This window comes from Streptomyces sp. NTD91, from assembly GCF_059510455.1.
On sequence record NZ_JCAJZW010000011.1, the window covers coordinates 18,582 to 42,637 of the forward strand.

Annotated in this window: 17 protein-coding genes and 3 pseudogenes; 10 read left to right on the top strand and 10 right to left on the bottom strand. The window is 72.1% G+C overall.

The features are described 5' to 3' along the window. Window positions 1-6 precede the first annotated feature (6 nt). Together hemQ and hemG are read right to left on the bottom strand one after the other, a co-directional pair. On the bottom strand, window positions 7-738 hold the full coding sequence (gene hemQ, locus AC5WRT_RS14515) for a hydrogen peroxide-dependent heme synthase (protein ID WP_496094204.1): 732 nt from the start codon (window positions 736-738) through the stop codon (window positions 7-9). 5 nt (window positions 739-743) lie between these two features. Continuing rightward, a complete protein-coding gene (gene hemG, locus AC5WRT_RS14520; RefSeq protein WP_496094203.1) occupies window positions 744-2,198 on the bottom strand; it encodes a protoporphyrinogen oxidase in 1,455 nt (484 codons plus the stop codon). A 201-nt stretch (window positions 2,199-2,399) separates the two neighbouring features. Here hemG and AC5WRT_RS14525 point away from each other — a divergent pair, with 201 nt between their 5' ends. Together AC5WRT_RS14525 and AC5WRT_RS14530 are read left to right on the top strand one after the other, a co-directional pair. Beyond that, complete coding sequence (locus tag AC5WRT_RS14525; RefSeq protein WP_496100281.1) at window positions 2,400-3,362, top strand: DUF4349 domain-containing protein; 963 nt, start codon at window positions 2,400-2,402, stop codon at window positions 3,360-3,362. A gap of 45 nt (window positions 3,363-3,407) precedes the next feature. Then, window positions 3,408-4,808, top strand: a complete 1,401-nt coding sequence (locus AC5WRT_RS14530) for an FAD-dependent oxidoreductase (RefSeq protein WP_496100282.1) — start codon at window positions 3,408-3,410, stop codon at window positions 4,806-4,808. Window positions 4,809-4,905: 97 nt separating this feature from the next. Here AC5WRT_RS14530 and AC5WRT_RS14535 read toward each other — a convergent pair whose 3' ends face one another. Next, window positions 4,906-5,175, bottom strand: a complete 270-nt coding sequence (locus AC5WRT_RS14535; protein ID WP_496094200.1) for a hypothetical protein — start codon at window positions 5,173-5,175, stop codon at window positions 4,906-4,908. 91 nt (window positions 5,176-5,266) lie between these two features. Here AC5WRT_RS14535 and AC5WRT_RS14540 point away from each other — a divergent pair, with 91 nt between their 5' ends. Beyond that, window positions 5,267-6,091, top strand: coding sequence for a rhomboid family intramembrane serine protease (locus AC5WRT_RS14540; RefSeq protein ID WP_496094199.1), 825 nt, complete (start codon window positions 5,267-5,269; stop codon window positions 6,089-6,091). A gap of 1 nt (window position 6,092) precedes the next feature. On the opposite strand, the gene hemE is transcribed toward AC5WRT_RS14540, so the two are convergent. Then, window positions 6,093-7,133: a uroporphyrinogen decarboxylase gene (gene hemE / locus AC5WRT_RS14545; protein ID WP_496094224.1), complete on the bottom strand. Its 1,041-nt coding sequence runs from the start codon at window positions 7,131-7,133 to the stop codon at window positions 6,093-6,095. A 169-nt stretch (window positions 7,134-7,302) separates the two neighbouring features. Here hemE and AC5WRT_RS14550 point away from each other — a divergent pair, with 169 nt between their 5' ends. The 3 genes from AC5WRT_RS14550 (at window position 7,303) to AC5WRT_RS14560 (ending at window position 10,423) form a co-directional block, all read left to right on the top strand. Further along, window positions 7,303-7,980 carry a DUF3000 domain-containing protein gene (locus AC5WRT_RS14550; protein ID WP_496094198.1) on the top strand — a complete coding sequence of 226 codons (678 nt, stop codon included), beginning with the start codon at window positions 7,303-7,305 and terminating at the stop codon, window positions 7,978-7,980. A 281-nt stretch (window positions 7,981-8,261) separates the two neighbouring features. Next, complete coding sequence (locus tag AC5WRT_RS14555; RefSeq protein ID WP_023545949.1) at window positions 8,262-8,918, top strand: response regulator transcription factor; 657 nt, start codon at window positions 8,262-8,264, stop codon at window positions 8,916-8,918. 218 nt (window positions 8,919-9,136) lie between these two features. After that, complete coding sequence (locus AC5WRT_RS14560) at window positions 9,137-10,423, top strand: HRDC domain-containing protein (protein ID WP_496100283.1); 1,287 nt, start codon at window positions 9,137-9,139, stop codon at window positions 10,421-10,423. A 5-nt stretch (window positions 10,424-10,428) separates the two neighbouring features. Here the strand turns inward: AC5WRT_RS14560 and AC5WRT_RS14565 are convergent. After that, window positions 10,429-10,637, bottom strand: a pseudogene (locus AC5WRT_RS14565) (carbohydrate ABC transporter permease); the annotation flags it as partial. Window positions 10,638-10,957: 320 nt separating this feature from the next. On the opposite strand from AC5WRT_RS14565, the gene AC5WRT_RS14570 reads away from it, so the two are divergent. Together AC5WRT_RS14570 and AC5WRT_RS14575 are read left to right on the top strand one after the other, a co-directional pair. Next, the gene (locus AC5WRT_RS14570; RefSeq protein ID WP_496100284.1) at window positions 10,958-12,175 is read left to right on the top strand and encodes a thiolase family protein; all 1,218 of its coding nucleotides are present in this window, start codon (window positions 10,958-10,960) and stop codon (window positions 12,173-12,175) included. Next, window positions 12,172-14,301, top strand: coding sequence for a 3-hydroxyacyl-CoA dehydrogenase NAD-binding domain-containing protein (locus AC5WRT_RS14575; protein WP_496100285.1), 2,130 nt, complete (start codon window positions 12,172-12,174; stop codon window positions 14,299-14,301). Before AC5WRT_RS14570 ends, AC5WRT_RS14575 begins: the two co-directional genes overlap by 4 nt. Window positions 14,302-14,352: 51 nt before the next feature. On the opposite strand, the pseudogene AC5WRT_RS14580 reads toward AC5WRT_RS14575, so the two are convergent. From AC5WRT_RS14580 to AC5WRT_RS14590, 3 genes and pseudogenes are all read right to left on the bottom strand, one after another. Next, window positions 14,353-15,346 (bottom strand): annotated as a pseudogene (locus AC5WRT_RS14580) (PLL family lectin). Between the two features lie 46 nt (window positions 15,347-15,392). Next, window positions 15,393-15,635 (bottom strand): annotated as a pseudogene (locus AC5WRT_RS14585) (hypothetical protein); the annotation flags it as partial. A 1,922-nt stretch (window positions 15,636-17,557) separates the two neighbouring features. Next, complete coding sequence (locus AC5WRT_RS14590) at window positions 17,558-18,778, bottom strand: CapA family protein (protein ID WP_496100286.1); 1,221 nt, start codon at window positions 18,776-18,778, stop codon at window positions 17,558-17,560. 20 nt (window positions 18,779-18,798) lie between these two features. On the opposite strand from AC5WRT_RS14590, the gene AC5WRT_RS14595 reads away from it, so the two are divergent. Both AC5WRT_RS14595 and AC5WRT_RS14600 read left to right on the top strand, forming a co-directional pair. Continuing rightward, a complete protein-coding gene (locus AC5WRT_RS14595; RefSeq protein WP_496094193.1) occupies window positions 18,799-19,794 on the top strand; it encodes a hypothetical protein in 996 nt (331 codons plus the stop codon). A 38-nt stretch (window positions 19,795-19,832) separates the two neighbouring features. Next, window positions 19,833-20,231, top strand: a complete 399-nt coding sequence (locus tag AC5WRT_RS14600) for a PIN domain-containing protein (RefSeq protein ID WP_496100287.1) — start codon at window positions 19,833-19,835, stop codon at window positions 20,229-20,231. A 104-nt stretch (window positions 20,232-20,335) separates the two neighbouring features. Here the strand turns inward: AC5WRT_RS14600 and AC5WRT_RS14605 are convergent, their stop codons facing one another. Together AC5WRT_RS14605 and dxs are read right to left on the bottom strand one after the other, a co-directional pair. Continuing rightward, window positions 20,336-21,859, bottom strand: a complete 1,524-nt coding sequence (locus AC5WRT_RS14605) for an amino acid permease (RefSeq protein WP_496100288.1) — start codon at window positions 21,857-21,859, stop codon at window positions 20,336-20,338. Window positions 21,860-22,014: 155 nt separating this feature from the next. Continuing rightward, window positions 22,015-23,943: a 1-deoxy-D-xylulose-5-phosphate synthase gene (dxs, locus tag AC5WRT_RS14610; protein WP_496094190.1), complete on the bottom strand. Its 1,929-nt coding sequence runs from the start codon at window positions 23,941-23,943 to the stop codon at window positions 22,015-22,017. Window positions 23,944-24,056 lie beyond the last annotated feature (113 nt).

Consider the following 24,056-nt stretch of genomic DNA (forward strand, 5'->3'; position numbering starts at 1 on the left):
GAACCGTCAGGCCAGCCCGGCCACCAGGTCCCCGATGTCCTTCCGGCGGCCCGTGAAGAACGGGATCTCCTCGCGGACGTGCATCCGGGCCTCCGAGCCGCGCAGGTGGCGCATGAGGTCGACGATGCGGTGCAGCTCGTCGGCCTCGAAGGCCAGGATCCACTCGTAGTCGCCGAGGGAGAAGGACGCGACCGTGTTGGCGCGCACGTCCGGGTAGCCGCGGGCCATCTTGCCGTGGTCGGCGAGCATGCGCCGGCGGTCCTCGTCGGGCAGCAGGTACCAGTCGTAGGAGCGCACGAACGGGTAGACGCTGACGTAGTTCCGGGGCGTCTCGTCGGCGAGGAACGCCGGGATGTGCGAGCGGTTGAACTCCGCCGGGCGGTGCAGCGCCATGTTGGACCACACCGGCTCGAGCGCGCGGCCCAGCTTCGTGCGGCGGAAGAGGTTGTACGCCTCCTGGAGCCGGTCGCTGTCCTCCGCGTGCCACCAGATCATCAGATCGGCGTCGGCGCGCAGGCCGGAGAGGTCGTAGGTGCCGCGGACGGTCACGTCCTTGGCGGCAAGCTGGTCGAACAGCTGCTGGACCTCGTCGGTGTGACCCGTGCGGTCCTCCGGCAGCACGTCCTTCAGCTTGAAGACCGACCACAGGGTGTAGCGGATGGTCTCGTTGAGGTCCTTGGCCAGCTTGCCCTTGTTCGGAATCCTGCCGGTCTCGATGGTGGGGGCGTCGTCACTCATAATCCCTATTCTCCCGCTCCGCCGTGAAGGCTCTGCACCGGGTTGGCGGTCAGCTCCCGGACCCCGCTCGTGTCGCCGCCCAGCTGGTCCACCGCCGCGTACGCGCTCGCGATGCAGGCCGGCACGCCGACGCCGTCGTACTGCGCGCCGCACACCGCGAGGCCGGGCAGCTCGGCGACATGCTCGCGGATGCGGGCCACGCGCGCGTGGTGGCCCACCGGGTACTGCGGCAGGCCGTCGGTCCAGCGGGTGACCCGGGTCCGAAGGGGTACGGCGGCCAGGCCGGTGGCTTCGCCGAGGTCGTGCCGGGAGACGTCCACCAGGCCGGCGTCGTCCCGCTGGAGGATCTCCGTCTCGCCGTGCCGGCCCACGGAGGTGCGCAGGACGACGACGTCCGGGTCGTCCTCGGAGATCCAGTCCCACTTCTGCGAGGCGAACGTGGACGCCTTGATGGTGCGGCCGTCGACGGGGGGCACGAGGAAGCCGCTGCCCTCGGGGAGGTCCAGGTCCGCACGCCGGTAGGCGAGGGTGACCAGGGCCATGGAGGCGTACTCGATCGCGGCCAGCTCGGCGGCTGCCCCGGGAGACTCGGACCGCAGCAGACCGGCGGCGGCCGGGGCGGGTACGGCGACGATCACCGCGTCGGCTCGCAGCACGCGCTCCCCGGCGGTGATCCGCCAGCCGCCGGAGGTCTCCCGGCGCAGTCCGGTGACCGGCGTCCGGGTCAGGATCTCTCCGCCCCGCGCGCGCACCGACTCCGCCACCGCGAGCGGCAGGGTCCCGACGCCGCCCTCGATGCCCATGAACACCGGCCCGGTCAGCGGGGCGGCCGCCGCCCTGGCCTGGATCTCGCGGACCGCTTCCGTGAGGGAGGCGTGGGTGCGGGCGGCCTGGAAGAGCTGAGGGACGGCCGAGCGCATCGAGATGCGGTACGCGTCCCCCGCGTACACCCCGCCGAGCAGGGGCTCGACCAGGCGGTCGACGACCTCGCGGCCGAGCCGCGCCGCCACGTGCTCCCCCACGGCCACGTCGTCACCGACCTCGGTGGGCGGCAGGTCGGCGTCGCGTTCGATCCGGGCGAGGCCCTCGGCGGAGAGCACTCCGGCCAGGGCGGCGGCGGTGCCGGGTACGCCCATCACATGGCCCTTGGGCATGGGCCGCAGGGCGCCACGGGTCCAGATCGAGGCGGTCGAGGTGGCGGGCGGCCGGAGCCGGCCGTCGAGGCCCACCTCGCGCGCGAGGGTCACCGCCTCGGGACGGCGGGCGAGCAGCGACTCGGCGCCCAGGTCGACCCGCACGCCCGCGATCTCGCCGGGCAGCAGCTTGCCGCCGACCCGGTCCGCGGCCTCCAGGACGGTCACGCGCGTGCCGCGTCCGAGCAGCCGGTGGGCGGCGGCCAGCCCGGCGATGCCTGCCCCGATGACGACGACGTGCCCCGTACGCGTACCCGTTGCGCTCATGCACCCACTCTCTCAGACCCCACGGACGCTTCCGCCAGGGCCTTTGGGCCCCGCCGACGGGGACCCGTCGTCCGCGCCGTGTCCGCGCCGTGTCCGCGCCGTCTCCGGACCGTGACCGGCTCGCGGCCGTCCGGCGCCAACGTTTCGGGGCGTTTGGCCGTCGTAGGTGCGTCATCGGTTCCGGCCCTCGGGGGTTCACTCATGCGCACGTCAGGTTCGGTTCGGTCCGTCAGTTCCGGCAGGGCGCTGGCCGGGCTGCTGCTCGCCGCGTCCCTCGCGCTCGCCGGGTGCGGCGGCGCGGCGGACTCGGGCGGCGCCGCCTCGAAGTCCGCGCCCCGGTCCGCGGCGGACGGCGCCGACGTGGCCGCCGGGCAGGGCACGGCCGGCGGCGCCCGGCGGGCGGACACCGGGGCACCCCGGCTGCCCCGGAGCGCGATCATCCGGACCGCCTCCCTCACGCTCCAGGTGAAGGACGTCTCCAAGGCCCTGGAGCGGGCCAGGGCGGCCGCCGAGGCGGCGGGCGGCTACCCGGGCGAGGAGAGCACGAGCCGGGACGGCTCCGGGCACGAGCGCACCCGGGTCGTCCTGCGGGTGCCGTCCGGGGCGTACGACACGGTCCTCGCCGAACTCGAGGGCACGGGCCGGCTGATCAGCCGCACGGCGAAGGCCGTCGACGTCACCGACCAGGCCGTGGACGTGGACAGCCGCGTCAAGTCGCAGCGGGCCGCCCTGGACCGGATCCGCGCGCTGATGGACCGGGCGACCAGGCTGAGCGATGTCGTCGCCCTGGAGGGCGAGTTGAGCAGCCGTCAGGCCGACCTGGAGGCGCTGCTGGCCCGGCAGGCGTCGTTGAAGGACCGCACGAGCCTCGCCACCGTCACGCTGTCGCTGTCCGAGACACCGGTGCACAAGGCGGCCGGTGACGGCTCCCCGGGCATCGTGGACGCCCTGTCGGGCGGCTGGCACGTGTTCGTCACCCTGCTGCGCTGGATCCTCCTCGCGCTCGGCGCCGCCCTGCCGTTCGCGGCGTTCGCGACTCTGCTGACGCTGCTGTGGTTGCGGGCCGTACGGCCCCGGCTGCCGCACCGCCGGGAGCCCGCGCCCGCGATGACCGCGCCGGGACGGCCGCCGTCGGCCTTTCCGGCGGCGGAACCCTCCGAGTAGCGGCCGAAGGGGGAATGAAATTCCCGCGCCCCGTAGCGTGTTCCCATGAACATGGGTGACGGGCGGGGCGGGACGGAACGACTGGTCGTGATCGGCGGCGACGCCGCGGGCATGTCCGCGGCGTCGCAGGCGCGCCGGCTGAAGGGGCCGGGCGAGTTGGAGATCGTGGCCTTCGAACGCGGCCACTTCAGCTCCTTCTCCGCGTGCGGCATTCCTTACTGGGTGGGCGGCGACGTCCCCGAGCGGGACGATCTGATCGCCCGCACGCCCGAGGAGCACCGGGCGCGGGGGATCGATCTGCGGCTGCGCACCGAGGTCGCGGAGATCGACGTGGCCGGACAGCGGGTACGCGCGCGTGACGTCGATTCCGGCGCCGCGTCGTGGACTCCGTACGACAAGCTCGTCATCGCGACCGGCGCGCGCCCCGTCCGCCCGGACCTGCCCGGCGTGGACTCCCCCGGGGTGCACGGCGTGCAGACCCTGGACGACGGCCAGGCTCTGCTGGAGACGCTGGCACGCACGCGTGGCCGCAGGGCAGTGGTGGTGGGCGCGGGCTACATCGGTGTGGAGATGGCGGAGGCGCTCATCAACCGCGGCTTCGAGGTGACGGTCGTCAACCGCGGCAAGGAGCCCATGTCGACGCTCGACCCGGACATGGGCCGGCTCGTGCACGGGGCCATGGAGGGGCTGGGTGTCACCATGGTGAACGACGCCGAGGTCACCAAGATCCTCACCGGAGAGCACGGCCGGGTCCGCGCGGTGGCCACGCAGGACGCCGAATTCCCGGCCGACGTGGTGATCCTGGGCATCGGCGTCCGCCCGGAGACCGCGCTCGCGAAGGCCGCGGGGCTCCCCCTCGGCGCGCACGGCGGCCTGCTCACCGATCTCGCGATGCGGGTGCGCGGCCACGAGAACGTCTGGGCGGGCGGCGACTGCGTGGAGGTGCTGAACCTGGTGTCCGGCCAGGACCAGTACGTCCCGCTCGGCACCCATGCCAACAAGCACGGCCAGGTCATCGGCACCAACGCCGGCGGCGGCTACGCCACGTTCCCGGGCGTGGTCGGCACGGCGGTCAGCAAGGTCTGCAACCTGGAGATCGCCCGCACGGGCCTGCGGGAGAAGGACGCCGACCGGGTGGGCCTGCGGTACGAGACGGTCACGGTCGAGTCCACCAGCCGCGCGGGCTACTACCCCGGCGCCTCCGCGATGACGGTCAAGATGCTCGCCGAACGCCGCACCGGCCGGCTGCTCGGCGTCCAGATCGTCGGCAGGGAGGGCGCGGCGAAACGGGTCGACATCGCCGCGGTGGCGCTGACCGCGCGGATGACGGTCGAGCAGATGACGGCCCTGGACCTGGGCTACGCCCCGCCCTTCTCACCGGTGTGGGACCCGGTACTGGTGGCGGCGAGAAAGGCCGCGGCGAAGGTACGCGAGGGCTCCCTCTGACCAGGGACGTGGACCCCGGGGCCGTGGGGCTGTGCCGATCCGCGGCTCGCCGGGCGGATGCGACCGGCGACACCCGTCCCCCGCCCCGCGAACGCGCCTAAGCCGTCCCGCTGATCCGCGGCAGAGCGGAGACAGCCGCCGGCTGCTCACCCGCCGGCTTCGCGTGCGTGGCCGTCGGCCGTGTGGAGCGCAGCCGGTAGCTGACGGCCTCGTCCAGTGTCACCGGCCGCCCCATCTGCGAGGCGAGCCGGCCCGCTTCCTGGCCGAGCCGCGCGACGTCCTCCCACGGGATCCGTACCACCAAAGACAGCTCGGCCTCGCCGTCGGGCAGTGCCTGCATCTGCTGAACCTGCGGAGCGTTCGTCATCGCCTGTCCTCACGTCGGTTGAGGACAGATACGCACGGCCGCCCTGCGCCGTTCACCGATTCGCCCGCCGCATCCCGGGCACTACTTCTGTGTGGTCATCCCCGTCCATGACGTGAACCCGGTGCGCCGCACGCCCTGGGTGACGTACGCGCTCATCGCCGCCAACGTGCTCGTGTTCCTCGACACCCCCGGCACAGCCGGTTCCGTGGCCGGCGGCAGCAGCCTGGCCGATCTGTGCCATCTGCAGGCCTTCATGGATCACTACGCGGCGGTCCCGCGAGAGCTGATTCACCATGAGATGCCGCGGCTGGTCCCGACCGGACAGGTGGGCGTCGGGCCGCACGGCCCGGGCTGCGTGGTGGCCGCGCCCCACTACGACAAGTCGCCGCCGCTGTCGGTGTTCACGGCCATGTTCCTGCACGGCAGTTGGCTGCACCTGCTCGGGAACATGCTCTTCCTGCTGATCTTCGGCAACAACGTCGAGGACCGGATGGGCCACATCCGCTTCTTCCTCTTCTACGTGGTCTGCGGTTACGCGGCCGGATACGGCTTCGCGCTGCTCAACGCCGCCTCGGGCGACCCGCTGATCGGCGCGTCCGGCGCGATCGCGGGGGTGCTCGGCGCCTACATCGTGCTCTGGCCGAGGGCGCGGGTGTGGGTCCTGGTGCCGTTCCTGATCTTCCTGCCGCTGAGGCTGCCCGCCTGGCTGGTGCTGGGCTTCTGGTTCGTGCTGCAGGCGGTCTACTCGTCCGGGCACGGCGTGTCCGGGGCCGGCACGGTGGCGTACGCGGCGCACGTGGTCGGCTTCGCGGCGGGCATGCTGCTGGCCTGGCCGCTCAAGCCCGGCACACCGCCCCCGCCGGAGCCGCGCGGCCTGCTGTTCGGCAGGCGGGCGCGGCCCCGCTACACCTGGTGAGTCAGCGCGCGGTAGCGGTGTGAACGTACTCCACGAGCCGGGTCAGCGCGTCCGGGTCGGTGTTCGGCAGCACGCCGTGGCCCAGGTTGAAGACGTGCCCGTCCAGGCCGGCGGCCGCGTCCAGCACTTCGCGGGCCCGGGCCTCGACGGTGTCCTTGTCGGTGAACAGGACGGTCGGGTCCAGGTTCCCCTGGAGCGCCTTGCCGGGGCCGACGCGGCGCCGCGCCTCGTCCAGCGGGACGCGCCAGTCGACGCCGACGACGTCCGCGCCGGCCTCTCCCATGAGCTTCAGCAGCTCACCGGTGCCGACACCGAAGTGGATGCGCGGCACGCCGTAGCCGGCGACGGCGTCGAAGACCTTCGCGGAGGCGGGCATGACCGAGCGCCGGTAGTCCGCCGGGGCGAGGGCGCCGACCCAGGAGTCGAACAGCTGCACCGCGCTCGCGCCGGCCTCGATCTGCACCTTCAGGAAAGCGGCCGTGATGTCGGCGAGCCGGTCCAGAAGGTCGGCCCACAGCTCCGGGTCGCCGTACATCATCGCCTTGGCGTTCTCGTACGTGCGGGAGGGACCACCCTCGACCAGGTAGCTCGCGAGGGTGAACGGCGCCCCCGCGAAACCGATCAGCGGGGTCGCTCCGAGCTCCTGCGTCAGCATGCCGATCGCCTCGGTGACGTACGGGACGTCCTCGGGGGTCAGGTCGCGCAACCGGGCCAGGTCGGCGCGGGTGCGGATGGGCTCCTCCACGACCGGGCCGACGCCGGGCCTGATGTCGAGGCCGAGGCCGATGGCCTTCAGGGGTACGACGATGTCGCTGAAGTAGATCGCCGCGTCCACGTGATGCCGGCGCACCGGCTGCAGCGTGATCTCGGTGATCAGCTCGGGCCGCATGCAGGACTCGAGCATCGGGACTCCCTCGCGCACCTTGCGGTACTCGGGCAGGGAGCGGCCGGCCTGGCGCATGAACCACACGGGGGTGTGGGGCACCGGTTCACGCCTGCACGCCTTGAGGAAGGCGCTGTCGTCCGTTGCTGTCGGCTGCATGCTGCTGTTGGCGGTCACGGAGCAAGTTTCGCATGCCGCCGCGGCCGGATCCGCAGGGTGGGGGGTGGCCGTCGGCCGCCCGCTCGCCGGCCCCCGCCGGGTGCGACCGCCTGGGCCGCGTATGTGTCTTGCCCTGCACGAAGGCTCCGTTCCCCTTACTCTTCCCCGCATGGCTGCGGCTCACGGACGAATGTCGGACAGCGCTGACGGAATGGACGACATGAAGGACACCGAGGAGGCGGACCGGGGTTCCGGATCTCCCGGGCCGCCGGCGTTCCTGGCCGCGGTCGACGCCCTGCGCAGCTGCCGGCTTCGGCCGCAGGTCGAGGTGGAGCCCACGCCCGCCCCGCAGCGGCTCGCCCCGCACGCGTACGCGCTGGAGGCCGTGGTCGTCGACGGCGAGCAGGAGCTGGCCGACGGACGGCTGGTGCTGCTGCACGACCCGGCGGGCCACGACGCCTGGCGCGGCACCTTCCGGCTGGTGACCCTGGTGCGTGCGGAGCTGGAGCCGGAGATGGCGGCCGACCCGCTGCTGCCCGAGGTGTGCTGGTCGTGGCTGACCGGGGCGTTGCAGGCGCGCGGGCTCGGCTACGGCGAGCCGAGCGGCACGATCACCCGGGCGAGCTCGCACTACTTCGGCGGGCTGGCCGAGCGGCCGGCGGCCTCACAGATCGAGATCCGGGCGTCCTGGACGCCGCGCGAGGGCCTCGGCGGAGTGCCGGACACAGCGTCCCACCTGGCCTCCTGGTGCGATCTGCTGGCGCAGGTCGCGGGGCTGCCGCCGGCCGGTCCGGGCGACGCCTCGGTGGTGACGCTGCCGCAGCGCAGGGGTCCGCAGCCCCGGTGACGCAGCCGCCGGACGGGCGACATTCATCCGCATGGGCGCCTTATTGACCATCTCTTTGTCGATACGGCCACTTTCCGACCCCGAATCGCATGCCCGCGAACCGACCCGATCTTCGGATGATCGATCGCGTGTCCGAATTGCACGTATTGTTACTCACTAGATCGTGATCATTCTCTAAAGGCGGACGAGTTTGCTGCCGAAGACGACTGTGACCTTGAAAGCACGGTTCGTCCCGGCTTCCTCCCCACAAGCCGGCCCCGTCCCCCCACCCAGGAGGCCTGGTGTCCGTTCTCCTCGAGCAGCCCGCAAGCCTGGTCGCCTACCGCCCGAACAAGCCGACCGCCATGGTGGTCGTGGCCGACCCCCGCGTCCGCTCCACCGTCACCCGCCATCTGTGGGCGCTCGGCGTGCGCGATGTCATCGAAGCCTCGTCCATCGCGGAGGCTCGTCCCCGCATCGGCAACCCCCGCGACATCTGCGTCGCCGACGTCCACCTTCCCGACGGCTCCGGCCTGACCCTGCTGTCCGAGACCCGCGCCGCGGGCTGGCCCAACGGTCTGGCGCTGTCCGCCGCCGACGACATCGGCGCGGTGCGCAACGCCCTGGCCGGCGGCGTCAAGGGCTACGTCGTCACGGGCACCCGGACCAACATCGGCCTGCCCACCCGGCCCGGAGCCGCTCCCCTCGGCGCCGCCCGCATGCACCGCCGCCCCCCGGGTGCCCCGAGCCACCCGGGCGGCTACCGCGAGCTGTCCGGACGCGAGGTCGAGGTCCTGCGCCTGGTCGCGGAGGGCCAGTCGAACAAGGCGATCGGCGTCTCCATGGGCCTGTCCGCCCTCACCGTCAAGAGCCACCTCGCCCGCATCGCCCGCAAGCTGGGCACGGGCGACCGCGCCGGCATGGTGGCCGTGGCCCTGCGCACCGGGATCATCCACTGAGCCACCGCCCGTCGATGCGGCCTGCGAACCGTCCCCGAACCGATCACCGAACCCCTTATCGAGCCGACCACAGGACCTCCCTCGAACCGGGCCGGCAGCGCGCGGTCCCCTCATGTGAACTGTGGCTTTCACCGACCTGACTGGTTTACGACCCTCCCGCGCCCGTCGGCGGAACGTTCCGTCGACGGGCGCCGTCGACACACGGATACTCTTGACAGGTGACCGACGCCCAAGACACCGCAGCAGACTGCTCCCCGCGCACCACCGGAGGCACCCCTCCGGACGCCGCCGGATCTTCTGTGACGGGGGCGCCGACACCGCTGCTCGAGCCGCGCGAGGGCATTCCCCCCGTCATCGCCGACCCGGCCGGCCTCGCCGACGCGGTCGCCGCGTTCGCCGCGGGCTCCGGCCCCGTCGCCGTCGACGCCGAGCGCGCCTCCGGCTACCGCTACGGCCAGCGCGCCTACCTGGTCCAGCTGCGCCGCGAGGGCGCCGGGACCGCGCTGATCGACCCCGTGGCCTGTCCCGACCTGTCCGGCCTCGGCACAGCCCTGTCCGGCGTCGAGTGGGACCTGCACGCCGCCACCCAGGACCTGCCCTGCCTGCGCGAGATAGGCATGATCCCGACCCGGCTCTTCGACACCGAGCTGGCCGGGCGGCTCGCCGGGTTCCCCCGGGTCGGCCTCGGCGCCATGGTCGAGAACGTGCTGGGCTTCGTGCTGGAGAAGGGCCACTCCGCCGTCGACTGGTCGACCCGCCCACTGCCCGAGCCGTGGCTGCGCTACGCCGCCCTGGACGTCGAGCTGCTGGTCGACCTGCGCGACGCCCTGGAGAAGGAGCTGGACCGGCAGGGCAAGCTGGAGTGGGCCCTGCAGGAGTTCCACGCGATCGCCTCCGCTCCCCCGGCCGAGCCCCGGAAGGATCCGTGGCGCCGCACGTCCGGGATGCACAAGGTGCGCAGGCGTCGGCAGCTCGGGGTCGTGCGGGAGCTGTGGGAGACGCGGGACCGGATCGCGCGGCGCCGGGACGTGTCGCCGGGCAAGGTGCTCAGCGACGCAGCCATCGTCGAGGCCGCGCTCGCGCTGCCGCCCCATGCGCAGGCCCTGGCCCAGCTGAACGGGTTCGGGCACCGGATGGGCCGGCGGCAGCTGGAGCAGTGGCAGGCGGCGGTCGACCGGGCCAGGGCCCTGCCGGAGTCCGCGCTGCCGCAGCCGGGGCAGCCCGTGACCGGGCCTCCGCCGCCGCGCGCCTGGGCCGACAAGGACCCCGCCGCCGCGGCCCGGCTGTCCGCGGCCCGGGCCGGGGTGACGGAGCTGGCCGAGCGGCTCGGCCTGCCCCAGGAGAATCTGGTGTCCCCGGACACCGTGCGGCGGATCTGCTGGGAGCCGCCGCAGGTGGTCGATGCGGAATCCGTCGAGTTCACGCTGGCCGGATACGGCGCGCGGGCCTGGCAGGTGGCACTGGTCACGCCCGTACTGGTGAGCGCGCTGACCGTGCGGGCCTGAGCGCGTCACCTGGTCGCTCCCCGCAGGAAACCGTCGTGGACGAATCTCCGCAGGCGAGAAAGACGATCAGCGTCGGAAGGATCACCAGGACGGTGCCCGCCGAGACGAGCTCCCAGTGGGGGCCGTGGGGGCCGCGGAAGCGGAACAGCGACGTCGAGATCACGCCAAGATCCTGGGACGGCATGCCGGGGAACGGGGTGCAGAAGTCGTTGTGGCGGCTGCCCCTTCACGATCGCGGCTGTGCCGGCTGACGCCTCCGACGCTCTCCGCGATGGGCCGAGACGCGCTCGGATTCGGGGCGGACGTGGCGCGCAGGCTGTTCGGCGGCATCACGGGCGGGGGCCAGGGCTCGCGGCCGGTCCCCCCGCCGGTACTGGAACCACGGGGCTTCACCGCACCCCCGGCGGTGTGACGTTCGCCGCTCACGGCGAGGGGACTGGGCAGGTACGTTACTCGTAAGTAGCATGGACCTGAGCGCGCGCTCAGCGTGCCGCGCAGCAGTAGTGCCATCCCGCACCCTGGAGGAGAGCCATCGTGCCTCGTACCGTCAGGGACGTCGTCTTCGTCGACGGCGTCCGCACCCCGTTCGGCAAGGCGGGCCCGAAGGGCATCTACCACGAGACCCGCGCCGACGACCTCGTCGTGAAGGCGATCCGGGAGCTGCTGCGCCGCAACCCCGGTCTGGACCCGAAGAAGATCGACGAGGTCGCCATCGCGGCCACCACGCAGATCGGCGACCAGGGCCTGACCCTGGGCCGTACGGCCGGCATCCTCGCGGGCCTGCCGCAGTCCGTCCCCGGCTACTCCATCGACCGCATGTGCGCGGGCGCGATGACCGCGGTGACGACCACCGCCGGTTCGATCGCCTTCGGTGCCTACGACGCCGTCATCGCCGGCGGTGTGGAGCACATGGGCCGCCACCCGATGGGCGAGGGCGTGGACCCCAACCCGCGGTTCGTCTCCGAGAAGCTGGTCGACGAGTCCGCCCTGTTCATGGGCATGACCGCGGAGAACCTGCACGACCGCTACCCGCACATCACCAAGCTGCGCGCCGACGAGTACGCGGTGCGCTCGCAGGAGAAGGCCGCCAAGGCGTACGCCAACGGCAAGATCCAGCAGGACCTGGTGCCGATCTCGGTGCGCCGCACCGACCCGGAGGGCGGGGAGACCGGGTGGGGCCTGGTCACCGCCGACGAGCCGATGCGCCCGGGCACCACCCTGGAGAACCTGCAGAGCCTGAAGACGCCGTTCCGCGTGCACGGCCGGGTCACCGCCGGCAACGCGGCCGGTCTGAACGACGGTGCCACCGCCTCCATCATCGCGAGCGGGGACTTCGCCCGGGAGAACGGCCTGCCGGTCAAGATGCGGCTCGTCTCCTACGCCTTCGCGGGCGTGGAGCCCGAGGTCATGGGCTACGGCCCGATCCCGGCCACGGAGAAGGCCCTCGCCAAGGCCGGCCTCGGCATCTCCGACATCGGCCTGTTCGAGATCAACGAGGCCTTCGCCGTGCAGGTGCTGGCCTTCCTCGACCACTACGGCATCGCGGACGACGACGAGCGCGTCAACCAGTACGGCGGCGCCATCGCCTTCGGTCACCCGCTGGCCTCCTCCGGCGTCCGACTGATGACGCAGTTGGCCCGCCAGTTCGAGGAGCAGCGACACGTCCGCTACGGCCTGACCACCATGTGCGTCGGCTTCGGCATGGGCGCGACGGTCATCTGGGAGAACCCGCACTTCGAGGGGGACAAGTGAGCACCACCGCCGAGCTTCTGAAGCAGGCCTCGGAACAATTCCCCGACGAGGTCGTCACCAGTGCGCACGTCCGCCACCTCGACCTGCCGTTCGGCGCCGGCCGGTTCGCGCTGATCACGCTGGACAACGGCTTCGACCACACCAAGCCGACCACCTTCGGACCGGGCTCGCTGGCGAACCTGAACGCCGCCGTCGACCAGGTCGAGAAGGAGGCCGCGGACGGCGAGATCGTCGGCGTCGGCATCACCGGCAAGCCGTTCATCTTCGCGGTCGGCGCCGACCTCAAGGGCGTGGAGATCCTCAAGGAGCGTGCGCACGCACTCGCCATCGGCAAGGGCGGCCACGACGTCTTCAAGCGTCTGTCCGCGCTGGCCGTGCCGACCTTCGCCTACTACAACGGCGCGGCGATGGGCGGCGGTGTCGAGGTCGGTCTGCACTGCACCTACCGCACCGTCTCCAAGGCCCTCCCGGCGTTCTCGCTCCCCGAGGTCTTCCTCGGCCTGGTCCCCGGCTGGGGCGGCTGCACGCTGCTGCCGAACCTGATCGGCGCCGACAAGGCCGTCTCGGTCATCATCGAGAACTCGCTGAACCAGAACAAGCAGCTCAAGGGCAAGCAGGTCTACGAACTCGGCATCGCCGACGCGATCTTCGAGGGCGCCGACTTCCTGGAGCAGTCGCTGATCTGGACCGCACAGGTCCTCAAGGGCGACATCCAGGTCGAGCGCCCGGTGATCGACCGCGGCGAGGCCTGGGACCAGGCGGTGGCCAGGGGCCGGTTCATCGCGGACTCCAAGGTGCACGGCGCGGCCCCGGCCGCCTACCGCGCCCTCGACATCATCGCCGCCGCCAGGAACGGCGACCTGCAGCAGGGCTACGACGCCGAGGACCAGGCCCTCGCGGACCTGATCATGAGCGGCGAACTGCGCGCCGGCATCTACGCGTTCAACCTCGTGCAGAAGCGCGGCAAGCGTCCGGCCGGCGCCCCGGACAAGAGCCTGGCCCGCCCGGTCACCAAGGTCGGCGTGGTCGGCGCCGGTCTGATGGCCTCGCAGCTGGCCCTGCTGTTCCTGCGCCGCCTGGAGGTGCCGGTCGTGCTGACCGACATCGACCAGGAGCGCGTCGACAAGGGCGTGGGCTACGTCCACGCCGAGATCGACAAGCTGCTCGGCAAGGGCCGGATCAACCAGGACAAGGCCAACCGCCTCAAGGCGCTGGTCACCGGTGTCCTGGACAAGGCCGAGGGCTTCGCGGACGCGGACTTCGTCATCGAGGCCGTCTTCGAGGAGATCGGCGTCAAGCAGCAGGTGTTCGCGGAGGTCGAGGCGGTCGCCCCGGAGCACGCGATCCTCGCCACCAACACCTCCTCGCTGTCGGTGACGGAGATGGCGTCGAAGCTGAAGCGCCCCGAGCGGGTCGTCGGCTTCCACTTCTTCAACCCCGTCGCGGTCCTGCCGCTGCTGGAGATCGTCCGCGGCGAGAACACCGACGACGCCTCCCTGGCCACCGCGTTCGCCGTCGCCAAGAAGCTGAAGAAGACCGCGGTTCTGGTCAAGGACGCCCCGGCGTTCGTCGTGAACCGCATCCTGACCCGCTTCATGGGCGAGATCCAGAACGTCATCGACGAGGGCACCCCGGTCGAGGTCGCCGAGAAGGCCGTCGAGCCGCTCGGTCTGCCGATGTCCCCGCTGGTGCTCCTGGAGCTGGTCGGCCCGGCGATCGGCCTGCACGTCTCGGAGACGCTGCACGGCGCGTTCCCGGACCGTTTCAAGGTCTCCCCGAACCTCAAGGCGGTCGTGGAGGCGGGCAAGCGCGGCTTCTACGTCTACGACAGCGGCAAGCCGGAGCTGGACCCGGAGGTCGCCGCGCTGCTCGAGCAGGGCGACGTCGTGCTGACGGAGGAGCAGGTCCGCGCTCGTGTCCTCGACGCGGTGGCGCAGGAGATCGGGCTCATGCTCGACGAGGGCGTCGTCGCCGAGGCCCAGGACATCGACCTGTGCCTCATCACGGGCGCCGGCTGGCCCTTCCACCTGGGCGGCATCACGCCGTACCTGGACCGCGAGGGCGTCTCGGAGCGCGTGAACGGCAAGAAGTTCCTGGAGCCGGGCGTGGCGTCGGTTCCGGCGTAACACCGTGACACCAGGAAGGGCCCCCGCGGCGGCGGGGGCCCTTTCGCGTGCTCAGACCTGTCGCCACGCCTGAAGCGCCGGCCCCGGCTCGTCCTTGCGCCGGGTCAGCAGGAGCCGGCCGGTCGACGGCGACAGCGTTGCCGCGGCCACCCGGCCCTCGGCGTCGGTGGTGAGGGACACGGTCGCGTCCACGGGCAGGCGCGGGCCCGACTCGGTCCACCAGGCGCCCGCCGACTCCAGTTCCGTCGGATGGGCGGCAAAGGCGACTCGACCGCTCGACGAGCGCTGGGCGAGCAGGGTGCAGTCGTGGCCGTCGAGGTCGCAGCGGACCGCCGAGACCGGGCCGGTACCGGCCGCGGGCAGCAGGGGGACCGGCCACCCGCCTGGACGCCAGGCGCACAGCTCGCCCGCCGTGTCGGTGTAGTAGAGGGTCGTGCCGGCGGGCGAGGTGGCCAGGGCGTAGAGGGTGCCCGGTCGGACCGGGGTCCGCAGGGACTCGGTCAGGACCGGTTCGGCGCCCCGCTTCTCCTGGCGCCAGTGGAGGATTCCGTCGGAGCCGGCCGCGTACGGCTCGACCCTGCCGGACTCCCCCGACGCCCTCCCCCTCCAGGTCCGACCAGGCCTGCCAGCCGCCCTTCTCCTTCTGGGCGAGCAGCCGCACCCCGCCCCGGCCGTCGGGCACGAAGACATGTGCGCGGCCCCCGGCGTCCACGGCGACCGCGGGCGTGCCCGTGCGGTCGCCCTTCTTCAGCGGGTGGCCGAGCGGGCTCCAGTCCAGGGCCGCGAGACGCGGCCGGAAGTGGGTGGAGTGGACGAGCCCCGACTCGCCCTTGACGGTGGGCCGCCAGGAGATCAGGTGGGCGTGGCCGTCGGCGCCCCGGCCGATCGCCAGGACGGGGTGCAGTTCCTGGTCGCCGCCGACCGTGCGCGCAGTGGTCCAGGAACCGCCGGGTTCGCGTTCCGCCCGGCACAGGACGGCGCCGCCCGACAACCGGTAGACACTGAGCCGGCCGTCGCGGCCGCGCAGAAGCCGGTCGCCGTTCACCGGTTCCCCCTGTGCCGTCGGTCCCGGGCGGTCCGCGCCCACCCGTTCACAGCCGCTTGGCGCTGCGGAACAGCTTGGCGTAGAACCCGTTTCCGTCGAGACGTGAGACACCTCCCTGGTCACCGATGGTCGGCCCGTTCTGCTCCTTGCGGCTGGAGATGAAGATCTTGTGACCCCCGGTGTCCGGGCCGAGGTAGATCGCGGAGTGGCCCATGTGGTTGCCGGTGCGGTGGTCCATCTCGAAGAACAGCAGATCGCCGGGCTGGAGGACGTCGATGTTCTGCGGCCGGACGTACCAGGGGCTCGGGCCCTGGAGCTTGAGGTCCTTGAGGCGGGCGTCGGGCAGCGACTGGAAGGCGAGGAAGCCGGTGTTGCCGGCGATGACCTTGTCCCGGTCGTCCACGAGCCGGACCACACCGAGGCCCGGCCGGGTCAGCAGGGCGTTGAAGAACTCGACGCGGAACTCGCCGACCAGCTGGGCGCCTCTCCGGCCGGGTATCTCGGCGGCGGCGACCACCACGGGTTCCTTGCCGCCGCGGCCCAGCAGCCGCAGTGGTTTGCCGGAGACCCGGTCGGCCTGGATCACCCTGGGCTTCTTGCCCTCGCGGGCCTGGATCGCTCCGTGGGCGTCGACGACGTAGAGGGAGCGGTAACGCCTGTTCTCGTTGTAGGTGCGCTCCAGCACCGTCTCCATCGCCTCGGGCGAGGTCTTGTCGCCGATGAGGGAGGCGACGGACTGCAGGTCGGCGTCGCCCTCGTTGAGCGCGCGGCGGATGCGGTCGCTGAGCGTGTCGGTGCGTTCCCGCTGGTCGTTGACGAGCTGCCGGGGCACCTCGGCAGTGCTGTCGGCCCGGTTGACCAGCAGCATCAGCGGGGCGGACCAGGCCAGCAGCAGGACGGCGCAGACCGCGAGGAGGGCGCGGGTGCCGACCCGGCGCAGCCCGCTGGGGCGTACGGCCGGGCCGGTGGCCCCGGGGCCCTCGCCGAGCAGTTGGCGGCGCAGCCGTTCCAGGGCGCTGCCGATGCGGTGCGCCTCGCCGTAGCCGGGGGCGGTGACGGGCCGGGTCAGGTCGCCGCGGGTGAGCCGGCGGGACTCCAGGAACAGCCGGATGAGCGGGCGCTGCACGGTACCCAGCAGCACCGCCACGGCCAGGGCGCCGACGACGAGCAGGGCGCCGCCCGTCACCAGCCCGAACACCGGGGACTGTGCCCGGCCGGACTTCTCGGTCACCTTGACCATGGCGACCACGGACAGGCCGAGGCCGGTGGCGGTGGTCGGCTCGCCGGACTCGGCCGCGGCGAGCGTGGCGTATCCGGCGACGGAGCGGTCGCCGAGCAGCTTGCCGCCGAGCAGGCTGCCGCTGACGCCCTGGTAGCCGCCGGTGCCGGGTTCCTTGCTGCTGCGCGGGTCCTGCTGGGCGCGGCGGGCGGCCTGCCGGGCGAACTCCTTCAGGTGCTTGCGGGAGTTCGTGAGGTCCTTGCGGTCGATGCTGTTGCGCGCCGACTCGGGGTCGGCGATGCCGTCCTCGCTGAGGATCGTGCCGCCGGAGCCGACCACGGCGACGGAACGGAACTGGCCGAGGCTGATGCCGGGGAACTTCAGGTTCCGGGAGGCGACAAGCAGCAGCTGCGGCTTGCCCGGCCAGGTCAGCAGCCCGAAGGACAGCAGCAGCACCTCGCCGTTCTTCTGCTGGACCATGCATGGGGCAAGCCCGTCCTCGCCGCTGAGCGCGGACAGGTCCACGGAGGTCAGCGGCACCGTCTCACCGCGGGCCGCGACCAGTTTGCCGGTGCGGATCTCGACGACGGCGGTGCCCATCCACTTCTGGTAGGTGCTGCCGAGCTTGTCGAGGACCGCGTCGCCGGTGACCGGCTGCCCGGCGCTGAACAGCGTGGCGGAGCGGGTGACGTCCTTGACGGACTCGTCGATGGAGGCGCGCAGCGCGATGGCACCGTCCTCGGCGAAGTGCTGCTGGGAGGTCAGCACCGCCTTCGGCACGCCCGTGTTGTCGACACGTCCCAGCACCAGCGCCGTGATGCCGGCGAGCGTCAGCAGCAGCGCCGAGAGAACCGCGATCGGCGGACGAATGCCTCCGATCAGCGACATGTCGGCTCGGCGGCGGGCTATAAGACAGACGTGGCCTGCGCAACATCGTGCAACCGTGGGACAAGTACGGACAAATACGGCGCGGTTCGGGATCTGCGCGGCGCCTATGCGGGTAGGGAGGTGAGCGGCTTCAGTCCGTCGGCGCCCGCCCCGCGGTTGAGCAGGGTGCCCTCGGTGCGCTCGAAGGCCAGCCACAGGCGGGCCCGCTGGGCGTCGGTGAGGCCGTGGCCGTCGCGCAGCGCGGCCGGCACGTCCAGCAGGCGGTAGTCCTTCACGTCGCCGCCGCCGTAGGCGGCGGTGCCGCCGTCCCGGACGTTCTCGGGGTCCGGGGGGATCGTCAGCAGCGTCGGCTCGAAGCGGGGCTGCACGTCCCAGTGGCCCTTGCCGTGCTCGGTGAAGGTGAACCAGCCGATCACGCCCTCCTCGGTCAGACCGGTCGGCACCTCGTGCCGGGCGATCTGGTTGCCGAGCCCGTAGGAGATCCAGGTCCCGTCGACCTTCTCCATCGGCTCCACCACGTGCGCGTGGTGGCCCATGACCAGGTCGATGCCGGTGTTGCGGGCGATCTGCCGGGCGAAGGAGATCTGCGAGGCCGACGGTTCCGGGTGGTGCTCACGCCCCCAGTGCAGGGAGAGGATCACCACCTCGGCACCGGCCTTGCGGGCGCGCCGCTCGGCGGCCCTGATCCGGCCGAGGTCCTGCAGGTTGGCCAGCCAGGGCTTGTCCTTGGGCAGTCGGTGCGGCTCCTTGAAGCCGTACGCGAAGGAGATCTGCGCGACCTTGACGCCCTTGACGTCCAGGACCAGCGGGGTGTTCGCCTCCTTCTCGGTGCGGGCGGAGCCGGCGTGCTTCAGGCCGGCGGCGTCCAGGGCGTCCAGGGTGCGCCTCACACCGTCGTAGCCGTGGTCGAGGGTGTGGTTGGAGGCGGTGGAACAGGTGTCGTAGCCGATGTCCTTGATGGTCTTCGCCTGCTGCGGAGGCACCTGGAAGTCCGGGAAGCCCGCGAACGGGCCCCGCGCCGGGCCCATCACCGGCTCGACGTGGCAGATCGCCAGGTCCGCCTTGCTGATCACCGGCTTGATGCCGGCCATCATCGGCCCGAAGTCCATGCCGTCCACGCCCTTGCCGGTGCGCTTCGCGTCCTTGCGCGCCTGGTCGACCAGTTCGGGGTGCATGAGGATGTCCCCCGCCGCCGCGACGGTGAAGGAACGCCCGCCGCCCTGGGCGCCGGCGTCGTCCGAGAGCAGTCCGCAGCCCGAGACGGCGGCGAGCAGGGAGAGCGGGATGAGCAGGGACAGCAGGTTCCGGCCACGGCGTCGGTTCACCGGGATATCTTGATACAACCATGAGGGCCCATCGCTCACGCGCCACAACGATCGCAGCACTTCTGCTGGTCGTCGCCGGTCTCGCCGTCGGTCTCACCAGCATGCTCCCGGCCGGGCGCGGCGCCGCGGACGACGCCGGCCGGCCCGCCCCGGCGGGGGTGCGGATCGACCTGGCGCGCGAGGTGGCGGACTACACGAGCCGGTTCGGCCCCGGACACGGGTATCTGCCGCCCGGCCGGGCCGACCGCGAGGACATCGCGACGGCGATCGGCCTGTTGCTCGACGGCCACCGCGCACAAGCGGAACGGCTGCTCTCGCAACGGGACTTCAGCGTGCGCACGATCGTCGACCGGCCCACCGGCCGCCGCTACGCCGAGGTCGCCGACCGCACCGACTCCGCCGTGGCACCGCGCGGCTGGGGCCGGGTCTACGTCGACCTGGACCACCGCCCGAGCTGGTCGGTGCAGGTCCCGCACCCCGGCTTCGACCTGGGCACCGAGCAGCTGGGCGTGCGGGTGCTGCGCGGCTCGCCCGGCGGGGTCCTGGTGATCGCGGGAGCACACCGCAAAGCCGGAGTCGGCAACTCCGCGGACGTGGCGCACCGCACGGACACCGTTTTCCACGCCATCTGCGCCGAGCTGGCCCGGCGCGGGATGCCCGGTGTCCAGCTGCACGGTTTCGCCGCCTCCGCCGTGCCCGGGTACGACGTGGTCGCCTCCACCGGCGCCGGGGCGGCGGGCCGGCAGGACGGCCGCGAGCTGGCCGACGCCCTGCGCCGCAGGGGCTTCCGGGTGTGCCGGGCCTGGGCGCGCTCCTGTCCCCTGGAGGGCCGCACGAACGAGCAGGGCAAGGTGGCCGACGCCGACCATGTGCCGTTCCTGCACGTCGAGTTCTCCCCCGAGGTGCGCGCCGGCGGACGGCCGGCCGAGCAGGCGGCGGCCGCGATCGCCGCGATCACCGGCCGGTGGGCCGGGAAACCGGCACGGACGGCGTCCGCGGGACCCGTGGCAGACTGAGCCCCGCCAGGAGACGCGAGAGCAAGGCTGTTACGGACATGACGGACCCCTCGGGCGCCGGGCGCGAGTCCCTCCCCCTGCTCGTCGTCGACGGCGCGAACGTCGTCGGCTCGGTACCCGACGGCTGGTGGCGGGACCGCCGGGGTGCCGCCGAGCGCCTGCGCGACCGGCTGGTGCCGCTCGCCCGGACGGGTGTGGCCGGCCTGCCCGGTCCGCTGGAGCTGGTCCTGGTGGTGGAGGGCACGGCCCGGGGTGTCGCGTCGGTGCCCGGGGTGCGCGTCGAGGACGCGCCCGGCAGCGGCGACGACCTCATCGTCGACCTCGCAGCCGCGGCCGGCGGCCGCCCGTGCCTCGTCGTCACGGCCGACCGGGAACTGCGCCGCCGGGTCAGGCAGCACGGGGCCGAGGCCACCGGGCCGCGGGCGGTACTGGGCTGAGACCGGCGCGCGTACGGCACCGGGCCGGCTGCCCCCCTTCGCACACGGGACCCACGGGACCGGGAATCGGACCGACCGGAATCAGAGCCGCCCGGTGAAGGCGGTCACGGGGTGTTTCCGGCGGACGGCCGCCGGGGCTCTTTGGCGGTGGCCTGCCCGGGCTGGGCCAGCCGGCTGTGCGTGCGGCCGTAGAGGAAGTAGACGGCGAAACCGATCACCATCCAGATCGCGAACCGCAGCCAGGTCTCGGCCGGCAGGTTGAGCATGAGCCACAGCGAGGCGCACACCGACAGGATCGGGATGACCGGCACCCACGGAGTGCGGAAGGCGCGCGGCAGGTCCGGACGGGTCCGGCGCAGGATGATCACGCTGACCGCGACGACGACGAACGCGAAGAGCGTGCCGATGTTCACCAGCTCGGCCAGCTCGCTCAGGCTGGTGAAGCCGGCGACGATCGCGATGATCACGCCGAGCAGGATGGTCGGCCGGTGCGGAGTCCGAAAGCGCGGGTGGACATGGGAGAAGAAGCGCGGCAGCAGCCCGTCGCGGCTCATCGCGAAGAACACCCGGGTCTGACCGAGCAGCAGGATCATGCACACCGTGGTCAGGCCGACGGCGGCGCCGAAGCTGATGACACCCGCGTACCAGGGGTGCCCGACGCCCTTGAAGGCGTCGGCGAGCGGCGCGTCCACGGTCAGCTTGGAGTACTTCTCCATGCCGGTGACGACGATGGACACGGCGACGTACAGCACGGTGCAGATGAGCAGGGAGCCGAGGATGCCGCGCGGCATGTCCCGCTGCGGGTTGCGCGTCTCCTCGGCGGCCGTGGCGACGATGTCGAAGCCGATGAACGCGAAGAACACCACCGAGGCGGCCGTGAAGATGCCCATCACGCCGAAGTCGGCGGGCGCCCAGCCGAAGATCAGCTGGATCAGCGGGGCCTTCAGATTCCCGCCCGCCGACACCGACTGGGGGTGCGGGACGAACGGCGCGTAGTTGGCGGAGTCGATGAAGAAGGCACCCGCGACGATCACGATGAGCACGACGGCCACCTTGACGGCCACGACCAGCGAGGTGATCCGGGCTGACAGCTTCATGCCGAGGACGAGGATGGCGGTGAGCACCAGTACCAGGGCGGCGGCGAGGATGTCGAAGCCGAAGCCGGAGGCGGTGTCCCGGCCGGCCAGGTAGTCCGGCAGATGCCACCCGATGTTGTCCAGCAGCGAGCGGATGTATCCCGACCAGCCGACCGCCACCACCGCCGTCCCGAGCGCGAACTCCAGCACCAGGTCCCAGCCGATGATCCAGGCGGGCAACTCGCCCAGGGAGGCGTAGCTGAACGTGTACGCCGAGCCCGCCACGGGGACCGTGGACGCGAACTCGGCGTAGCAGAGGGCGGCGAGCGCGCAGACCACGCCGGCCACCACGAAGGCCAGTGACACCGCCGGGCCGGCGTTGTTCTTGGCGACCTGTCCCGTGAGGACGAAGATGCCGGTGCCGATGATGACGCCGACGCCGAAGACGGTCAGGTCGAGCGCGGAGAGGGACTTCCTGAGCGAATGCTCCGGTTCCTCGGTGTCCTGGATGGACTGCTCGACGTTCTTCGTCCTGAACAGCGCGCTGCTCACGTACCTACCTCCCACGCTCGGGGGCCACACTCTGGCCCGTCATGATCGAGAGGGTCGGGATGCGTATGCCCAGGCACAGGCAGGTTCACGCAGGAGGGCCGGTTCCGCCACCGCAAGGGGTGGCGCGACCGGCCCGTGGGGGAACGCGTCCGGGATCAGTCGCGCGCGGGCTCCACCGAGTCCACCTCGGCGGCCGCACGGTCGAACCGGCCGTCCAGCTTGGCGACCAGTCCGGTGACCTGGCGGGCGATGTCCGGGGCGGTCAGGCCGATCTCGGCGAGAACCTCGGCGCGGGAGGCGTGGTCGAGGAAGCGCGGCGGGACACCGAAGTCGCGCAGCGGCACGTCCACCCCGGCGTCGCGCAGGGCCTGGGCGATCGCGGAGCCGACACCGCCGACGCGGCTGTTGTCCTCGACGGTGACGACGACCTGGTGCCGCTCGGCGAGCGGGGCCATGGCCTCGTCGACGGGCTTGACCCAGCGCGGGTCGACGACGGTGGTGGAGATGCCCTGCTTGTCGAGCAGGTCGGCGATCTCCAGGCACATCGGGGCGAGGGCGCCCACGGAGACCAGCAGCACGTCCGGCCGGTCGGTACCGGGTTCGCGCAGCACGTCCATGCCGCCGATACGGCCCACGGCGGGCACGGCGGGGCCGACGGCGCCCTTGGAGAAGCGCACCACGGTCGGCGCGTCGTCGACGGAGACGGCCTCCCGCAACTGGGCCCGCACCTGCTCGGCGTCGCGCGGCGCGGCCAGCCTGAGCCCCGGCACGACCTGGAGGATCGACATGTCCCACATGCCGTTGTGGGAGGCGCCGTCGGTGCCGGTGATGCCGGCCCGGTCAAGGACGAAGGTCACCCCGCACTTGTGCAGGGCCACGTCCATCAGGACCTGGTCGAAGGCGCGGTTGAGGAAGGTGGCGTACACGGCGAAGACCGGGTGCAGGCCGGCGTAGGCGAGGCCCGCGGCGGAGACGGCGCCGTGCTGCTCGGCGATACCGACGTCGTACACCCGTTCGGGGAAGCATTTGGCGAACCGGTCCAGACCGACGGGCTGGAGCATGGCCGCCGTGATGGCGACGACGTCCTCCCGCTCCTCGCCGAGCCTGACCATCTCGTCACCGAAGACGGAGGTCCAGTCGGCACCCGAGCTGGCGATCGGCAGCCCGGTGTCGGGGTGGATCTTGCCGACGGCGTGGAACCGGTCGGCCTCGTCCTGCAGAGCGGGCTGGTAGCCGCGGCCCTTCTCGGTGAGGCAGTGCACGATGACCGGCCCGCCGAACCGCTTGGCCCGGGCCAGCGCGGACTCCAGCGCCTCGATGTCGTGGCCGTCGATCGGGCCGACGTACTTCAGCCCCAGGTCCTCGAACATGCCCTGCGGGGCGATGAAGTCCTTGAAGCCCTTCTTCGCCCCGTGCAGGGTCTCGTACAGCGGCTTGCCGAGGACCGGCGTGCGCTCCAGGAGTTCCTTCGTGCGGGCGAGGAACCGCTCGTAGCCGTCGGTGGTCCGCAGGGTGGCCAGGTGGTTGGCGAGACCGCCGATGGTGGGCGCGTACGACCGCTCGTTGTCGTTGACGACGATGACCAGGGGGCGGTCCTTGGCGTCGGCGATGTTGTTGAGGGCCTCCCAGGCCATGCCGCCGGTGAGGGCGCCGTCACCGATGACGGCGACGACGTGGCTGTCCCGCTTCTTCAGCTGGTTGGCCTTGGCGATGCCGTCCGCCCAGCCGAGCACCGTGGAGGCGTGGCTGTTCTCGATGACGTCGTGCTCGGACTCGGCCTGCGAGGGATAGCCGGACAGCCCGCCCTTCATCTTCAGCCGGGAGAAGTCCTGCCTGCCCGTGAGCAGCTTGTGCACGTAGGACTGGTGGCCGGTGTCCCAGAGCACCTTGTCCTTCGGCGAGTCGAAGACCCGGTGCAGGGCGATGGTCAGCTCCACCACACCGAGGTTGGGGCCCAGGTGCCCGCCGGTCTTGGAGACCTCCTGGACGAGGAAGGTCCGGATCTCCTCCGCCAGCCGGTCCAGCTCCTCCAGGCTGAGCCGGTCCAGATCGCGCGGTCCCCTGATGCGGGTCAGCAGCGGCACCCGTGCCTCCTTGCAATAGAGCTGATCGAGCTTTCGCCGGGCTCGCCCGAGTCTAATGTTCACGCTTTGCACGACACGACAGCGCCCGGCACGTTTCCGTGCCGGGCGCCGGT